Source organism: Staphylococcus devriesei (assembly GCF_002902625.1).
Lineage (GTDB): Bacteria > Bacillota > Bacilli > Staphylococcales > Staphylococcaceae > Staphylococcus > Staphylococcus devriesei.
In genome coordinates, this window is the sequence record NZ_PPRG01000083.1 from 1 (window position 1) to 7,116 (window position 7,116).

General features: G+C 28.1%; 7 protein-coding genes. 6 read left to right on the forward strand and 1 reads right to left on the reverse strand.

What is annotated here, in order from left to right; genetic code table 11:
• From CD147_RS12140 to CD147_RS10995, 3 genes are all read left to right on the forward strand, one after another.
• On the forward strand, positions 1–244 hold a 244-nt coding region (locus CD147_RS12140), incomplete at its 5' end, for a hypothetical protein (RefSeq protein WP_478212436.1).
• 31 nt (positions 245–275) lie between these two features.
• Positions 276–755: a DUF334 domain-containing protein gene (locus CD147_RS10990; RefSeq protein ID WP_169926901.1), complete on the forward strand. Its 480-nt coding sequence runs from the start codon at positions 276–278 to the stop codon at positions 753–755.
• Positions 756–1,167: 412 nt separating this feature from the next.
• Positions 1,168–2,034, forward strand: coding sequence for a replication initiation protein (locus tag CD147_RS10995; protein ID WP_103167510.1), 867 nt, complete (start codon positions 1,168–1,170; stop codon positions 2,032–2,034).
• A gap of 609 nt (positions 2,035–2,643) precedes the next feature.
• On the opposite strand, the gene CD147_RS12145 is transcribed toward CD147_RS10995, so the two are convergent.
• Positions 2,644–2,811 carry a hypothetical protein gene (locus tag CD147_RS12145; RefSeq protein ID WP_158261009.1) on the reverse strand — a complete coding sequence of 56 codons (168 nt, stop codon included), beginning with the start codon at positions 2,809–2,811 and terminating at the stop codon, positions 2,644–2,646.
• A 115-nt stretch (positions 2,812–2,926) separates the two neighbouring features.
• Between CD147_RS12145 and CD147_RS11000 the strand changes: the two genes are divergently transcribed.
• The 3 genes from CD147_RS11000 to CD147_RS11015 all read left to right on the forward strand — a co-directional run.
• On the forward strand, positions 2,927–5,491 hold the full coding sequence (locus CD147_RS11000) for a CDP-glycerol glycerophosphotransferase family protein (RefSeq protein WP_240621114.1): 2,565 nt from the start codon (positions 2,927–2,929) through the stop codon (positions 5,489–5,491).
• 247 nt (positions 5,492–5,738) lie between these two features.
• Positions 5,739–6,122, forward strand: a complete 384-nt coding sequence (locus tag CD147_RS11005; RefSeq protein WP_103167511.1) for a plasmid mobilization protein — start codon at positions 5,739–5,741, stop codon at positions 6,120–6,122.
• Positions 6,123–6,287: 165 nt separating this feature from the next.
• The coding region (locus tag CD147_RS11015; RefSeq protein WP_103167513.1) for a relaxase/mobilization nuclease domain-containing protein at positions 6,288–7,116 on the forward strand (829 nt) is incomplete at its 3' end.

Genomic DNA, 7,116 nt, shown 5'->3' on the forward strand with positions numbered 1-7,116 from the left:
CGAACGTACCAAACCAAATCGAGCCGACGAGACAGGATTATCAGAAGATTGGCGAGATTTTGGAAGAACAACAGATATCCTTGAACGAGATAGAAAACGTCGTGAGAAAGAGCAAGCAGAACGAGAACGAAAAGCTCGACTTATTGAAGAAGAGAATCGAAGAACTAGAGAACGAACAAGCCAAGAAAGACAAACAGCACGAGATGTATCTAAACGAACTAAAAGGTTCAATCTCGAACTTTAATCACACCATGGATAAAGCTCGAGATAAATTCATGAGTGTTGCTACTAGTTATCTCAAGAAAATTAATACCGATAATCAAGAGCAAGATTTTAAGCAAGCCGTCAATTCAGAATTTGAAAGTATCATAGATCAATTAAAAACGGTAGATAAAAAGATTATTGAGCAAACAGGCAAAGTGAATGAAGATTTATATGAGTACAAAAAAAGAATCGAAGGAAAAATAAATGAAAATGATGAAGCCATCGACAGTATGACAAAAACAAATAATTTTTTAGTCAAAGGGGTACTTAATTTATTTTTTGTCATTGCTTTAGTTTCATTAATCATGCTTGTAACAGGACCAATTGGAGATTATTTCGGTATTGAGAAACTTTACGATTCAATTAATCATGTAATTAAAACAGAAGATAGTAGCTGGCGATATTTAGCATTACTGTTATATCTTGTGCCTTATGTGTTATTTGGACTCATTATATATAGTATTTTAAAAGTGTTTAAAGCTATAAATTAGTTAAAAAAGCTCTTAGTAGAAATTGTAAGATCATGAAGAGTTTTTTAGGTTTCTAAAAGAATTATTTAATTTTAATATTTGTGTATTAAGTTCGGAGTCTTTACTTCGAACTTTTTAATATATTTTTATAAATCTTTTTAAAAACCTTTTTAGGACTCAATTGCCCCTTAGAGTCACAATAGATTTCAAACATTAAAAGGGACATTTTGCCACATTAAAAGGGACATTTTGCCACATTAAAAGGGACATTTTGCCACATTAAAAGGGACATTTTGCCACATTAAAAGGGACATTATTTTTAAAAGTCACTTTTAATTGTTGAATGCCTTTAAGACAGTTGTTATTATAAAATTATAATTTATTATAAATGGTCATTACTTTTAAAAGTCACTTTTGATGAAAGGTGTATATTATGAGTGGAGAAACAGTAGTATATAGAAATGAAATGAATCTAGTACCTTTAAGACGATTTACAAGTACTGAAATTAATTTGTTTTTTGCAATGTGCAATAAATTAAAAGAAAAAGATACTGATACATTAAAGTTAACATTTGAAGAATTGAAAACGCTAAGTAATTATAGTTCTGAAACACGTAATATTAATAGATTTACAAAAGAATTAGATGAAGTGTATAAAAAAATGCTTGAGTTAACTATTAGGTATGAAGATGATGAAGTAATAGAAAGATTTGTTTTGTTTAATCAGTATAAAATTTACAAAAAAGAACAATATTTGGAAATATCTACTTCACCAAATTTAAAATATATTCTTAATTCAATAACCAATAATTTCACTAAATTTGAACTTCAAGAAATGACACATCTTAAATCTACATATGCTAAAAATATGTTTAGAATACTTAAGCAATTTAAACATAGTGGTTATGTAAAAATTGGGATAGACGATTTCAAAACACGTTTAGATATACCTAATTCTTATCAAATGAATGATATTACTAAACGAGTACTAAAACCCATTATTAAAGAACTAGGATCTATCTTTAATAATCTTAATATAAACAAAATTAAATCTAGAAAAGGACGTAAAATTGAATACTTAGAATTTATTTTTGACGCTGAGAAACGTATTCACAGCAAGCGGCAACCTCAAATAAAAGATACAAGTAAACAAAAACAGTTTATAAGTCGAGAGAAAACACCACAATGGTTAAAAGAACGTTCATACCATCAAGAAATACAAAATGAAGAATATGATCCCCAATTTGAAGAAAAAAGAAAGGCATTTTCTAAACAGTTGGAAGTTGATTGGGAAGAGTAGAAAAGTTTACAAAATAGAACGTGAGAGCTATACTGAAGTTAACGAAAAGTGCGATGTCGTTTGTACATCAAAAACCCCCACAGCCTGCCAAAGCTTTGTGGGGGTTTTCTTTTTATCATTTGAATTTATCATACAGATAATTTGCTACGATACCTGTAAGAATAGGACAAATGATAATTGTTACGACGAAAAATGCAATGTTCATTTGTACATCACACCTCCTTTCTGCACAGGAAGTGCCTTACAAGTATAATATAACAGTTGAATATTTGACGAATACATGAGCTTTCAATCCAAAATATACAAAGTATCAAATGTATACAATATATACTATGTAGCCAATGTATGTATTGTATACACGTATAACTTACATAAAAATACAAAATATAAAACAATGAAAATGAATGAAAACGCGTCAGAACAATGATGTATAAAATCTGTATAAATGATAATCATAAGAAAAAGGCTTAAACGTTGATTTAACAACGTTTAAGCCTTTATTACTAGTTAACATAATTAACTAATTATAGGTAGCGATTTTGTATGTTAAATACCTTTTAAGATTATAAATTTTGGACAATTGATAGTCTGTTTTTACAACATTACTAACTAAGTGTAAGGTATCTCATTTTCTTCTACTTGTCCTCTTTTTTCTAATAAATCTTCTTTCGATTCAATATCGACTAATTCGTATGAATACATTCTTTTTATTTCTTTATACTTAAAATAATAATAAGTTCCTAAAAGAGATGTAACTAACAGTAAGATATTTTTCAATTTTTATTTCCTCCTTTTATTCAATTTATATGTATGATAGATTATAATACTTACTAAATATATATTATATTAAATTCTAATAAAATAAATTTAAAAAACTGAAAGTGGTAATATAGTGATACATAAGATAAGTGCAATGCTAAGAAGAAAATTTCAATTATATAGAATTAACGTAAATAAAAAAGAAGTAGAAATGGAATTCGAACTGACAAATTTTATTCGTTTCAATAAAGATGATTTTTATATAAAAAATGAATTTCGAGAAGTACCTTTCGATTATGTAAAGTTATCAAAGAACACATTCTCCATAAAAATAGACTTAGAAAATTTTTCAACTGATAAAGTTACATTCAATTTTTATTATAAAAATAAATTGTTATGGCTTGTGGCTGACGAAAATATTGATAATATTTTAGAATTATATAAACAGATTTATATAGTCAAAGTAGATAAATCTTTAACATTAACTAGGTATAAAACTAACTTTAATTTAGCAAATGAAAATAAAAAAGTATATATTTCTCAAATCAATAATGAATATGCCTCTCTTAATACTGATGAAACAATTTCGTCAATCATTTTATTAAATGGTAAGCAACAATTTGAGATACCTGTACTAAATAATAAAATAAATTTATCTTTAATTTCTCAAATTATTAAAAAAACAAAATATATTGCCTATATTGTAGTAAATAATATGATTTACCGACCTCAATTTATACAAAGTCAAAAAATTAATTATCTATTTATGGATTATGAATGGTGTGATAATTACCTAAATCTAACAATGAATACTTTAAAAGTAACTCAATTTTCTGCGAATTCTTTATTAAATGAGACTTCCATAAGAATTTGTATGGTTATTGAAAATATAGATACTAATTATGAACTAGAATCTTTAGGGTTAATAGATAGTGATTTAACGAATTTAGAATATTTAAAAACAAATATCTATAATTCAAAAGTTTTTTCAAAAATAATAGTTAGTAACTTTGAAAATATGAAAAACAAAAAATTAATAGCCATTTATCATGATAAATATAATAAAGATAAAAAAGTTTATATCTTAAATAACAGAAAAAAAGTACCTTTTATAGATTATTACAATTCAAATGATCAAATATATCAAATTAATATAAAAAATAAAAATGGACTTACTATCGTTAATTCAAAACCTAACATTAGATCAGGCATTAATTCTTTAGATGAAGATAATTTAAACATTTACCTACAACCTAATAAGATTTATGAAACTTTTCAGTATTTTATAACATTCGAAGAAAGATCATCACATAACAGTTATGAAATGGAAATTCATAAAGGAGAGCAAAATATAAAGATTCCATATGATGAAATTGAGTATTTAAGAACATCTTCTAAAAATGTAATTGATATTTTTATTTCCATATATGATGGTACGACTTTAATTCGAAAAGAAAAAATAAAGTATCGAAAAGGAATATATAAAAAAGATAATTATATTACGTTAAAAAAGCAAAAATTAGATAACAAACAAGTTTATTATATGATGACTTTAACGCCTTTTAAGAATATAAAATTTGAGTCATTTGAGTTGACACGTGAACAATATGAAATATTAGAAAATGGTAAAAAACAAAATAATGTTTGGCTAATTGGAGAGAGAACAGACACTGCTCAAGATAATGGTATTCAACTTTTTAAATGGTTAAAAGAAAATACAGATATAGAGGCTTATTACGTTATTGATGAAGAGTCCAAAGATTATCAAAGAATTAAACATCTAAACAATATCGTTACATTTGGTTCTAAAATGCATTTTGAAGTTGCTGCTAAGGCGAATGTTCTAATATCTACACATGATTTAGAGAACATTCTCCCTTATAAGACTGCTAGAAACTTTTGGAATTATGAAGATAGTATAAAAGTATTCTTACAACATGGCGTTTTAGGCAGAAAAAAAGTTGAATATAATAAAGACTATTATGATCTTCCGTTTCATCTATTTAATGTCTCTAGTACTCAAGAAAAATATGATATTGTTGTTAATCAATTAGGCTATAATCCAGAGGAAGTAGCCATTACAGGATTACCAAGATTTGATAACTTACCTTTAAATCCTAAAAATAAAGTTAAAAAAATATTGATTATGCCTACATGGAGAGATTGGTTAAATAGTGAATATGCATTTAATAATAGTGAATATATGAAAAGATACTTAGAATTGATTCACAATAGCAAACTTGAAAAATTAATTGAAAAGCACAACATTGAAATCAACTTTTATCCACACTACAGATCTCAAAGCTTTTTCAAATATCATATAGATAAAACTGAAGGGAAAATTAAGTATATAACTTTAGGAGAAAAAACTGTTCAAGACTTACTAATTGAACATGATATTTTAATTACAGATTACAGTAGCGTTAGTTTCGATTTTTCTTATATGAAAAAACCAGTAATTTTTTACCATTTTGATGTTGATAGATTTTTTAGAAAAGGTATTTTAAGAACTGTTGCTGAAACATTTATTGGAGATATTGCTTATAATGAAACTGAATTATTAAATAAAATCGAAAAAACTATTTATGAAGGAAATCTAATTTCAGATACTAATTTAAGTAGTATTTTTGATCATATTGATCATAAAAATAATGAAAGAGTTTATACCTCAATATTAAATAAAATCAATGAACATTAATAGATAAATATTTATTAATTTAATAATTTCAAACTATGAGTGGCTAGAATTTAGCCACTCATTTTTTGCGTAAGCAAAAACCTAAGGGGCTTGGGGATATTCCCCAACAAGCCGGCGACGCTACCACGTATGTGGCTAGCAAAGCCAGTGCTTGCCAAACCACTATATTACTTGAATAACCTTTGCATATTTTATATGCTTAGGTTACGTTAAGTAATAACTTTCGAAGAAAGCGTGGTGGGAATGAATGAGTGAACGAGACACATTTGTGGCTAGCGACGATACTGTTAGGAAAAACCGTAAACCTAACCGTAAGGAGCGTAAACAAATTAGTTTTCGAGTGAGCGAAGACGAATATTTAAAGTTACAACAATCTGCGGAAACTTTAAATATGAGTGTGCCTGCTTTCGTAAAGAAAAAGGCACAAGGCAGTCGATTGGTCGCACCAAAATTTGATAAAGAAACGCGACAATCGATTGCTAAGGATTTAAGCAAGCTAGGATCAAATGCTAATCAAATTGCTAAATATTGTAACCAACATCAATATGAGGCGCCGAATTATGAAGCATTAGAATATAATATCGAAGAATTGCGTAAAAGGTTGGATGAAATATGGAAAGTCCTAAAATAAATATGATTTTAAGTCTAATTTTATTTATTGTCTGTTTAATTATGATTAGCTATTTTATTTTTTATGCACATCGATTTTGGGCAAGTATCTTTTTTTTACTTTTAGCCTTTATAGATGTTATTAAATGCTATACATCTTATAAAGAAATGAAAGAACGTGATACAAATGGCCACAGCTAAAATAAGTTCAACGAAGTCAACGTCACGGGCCATTAATTACGCTGAAAAACGGGCTGAAGAAAAAAGTGGCTTAAATTGTGACATAGACTATGCCAAGGGAAGTTTCAAAGCGACACGTGAACTGTACGGAAAAACGGGTGGCAACGAAGGACATGTGGTTATCCAGTCATTTAAGCCTGGCGAAGTAACGCCAGAACAATGTAATCAACTTGGAATAGAATTAGCCGAGAAGATAGCACCACATCATCAAGTAGCAGTTTATACGCATACAGATACAGACCATATTCATAATCATATTGTCGTTAATTCAGTTGATTTAGAAACTGGTAAGAAATTCAATAACAATAAAAAAGCATTGCATGATATTCGACGAGCTAATGACGACTTATGTCGAGAACATGGCTTAAGTGTGCCAGAACGTGATACTGCAAAATTGCGATATACACAAGCTGAAAAAGCATTGATAGAAAAAGGTAAAACCTCTTGGAAAGATGAGTTACGTGAAGAAATTGAAAATGCAAAAGCTCATACAAGCAATTTTAAGCGCTTTTCAGAGCATTTAGAAGAAAAAGGTATCTCATTTAAGGTGAGAGGTAAGAATGTCTCATATAAGCCTGAGAACGTTAATAAATGGGTGCGTGGTAAAACACTGGGCCAAGATTACGATAAGGAGGCGTTAGAAATTGAATTTGAAAAGAGAACTAAACAACAACAACGAAAAGACAAACTCGAACGTACCAAACCAAATCGAGCCGACGAGACAGGATTATCAGAAGATTGGCGAGATTTTGGAAGAACAACAGATATCCTTGAAC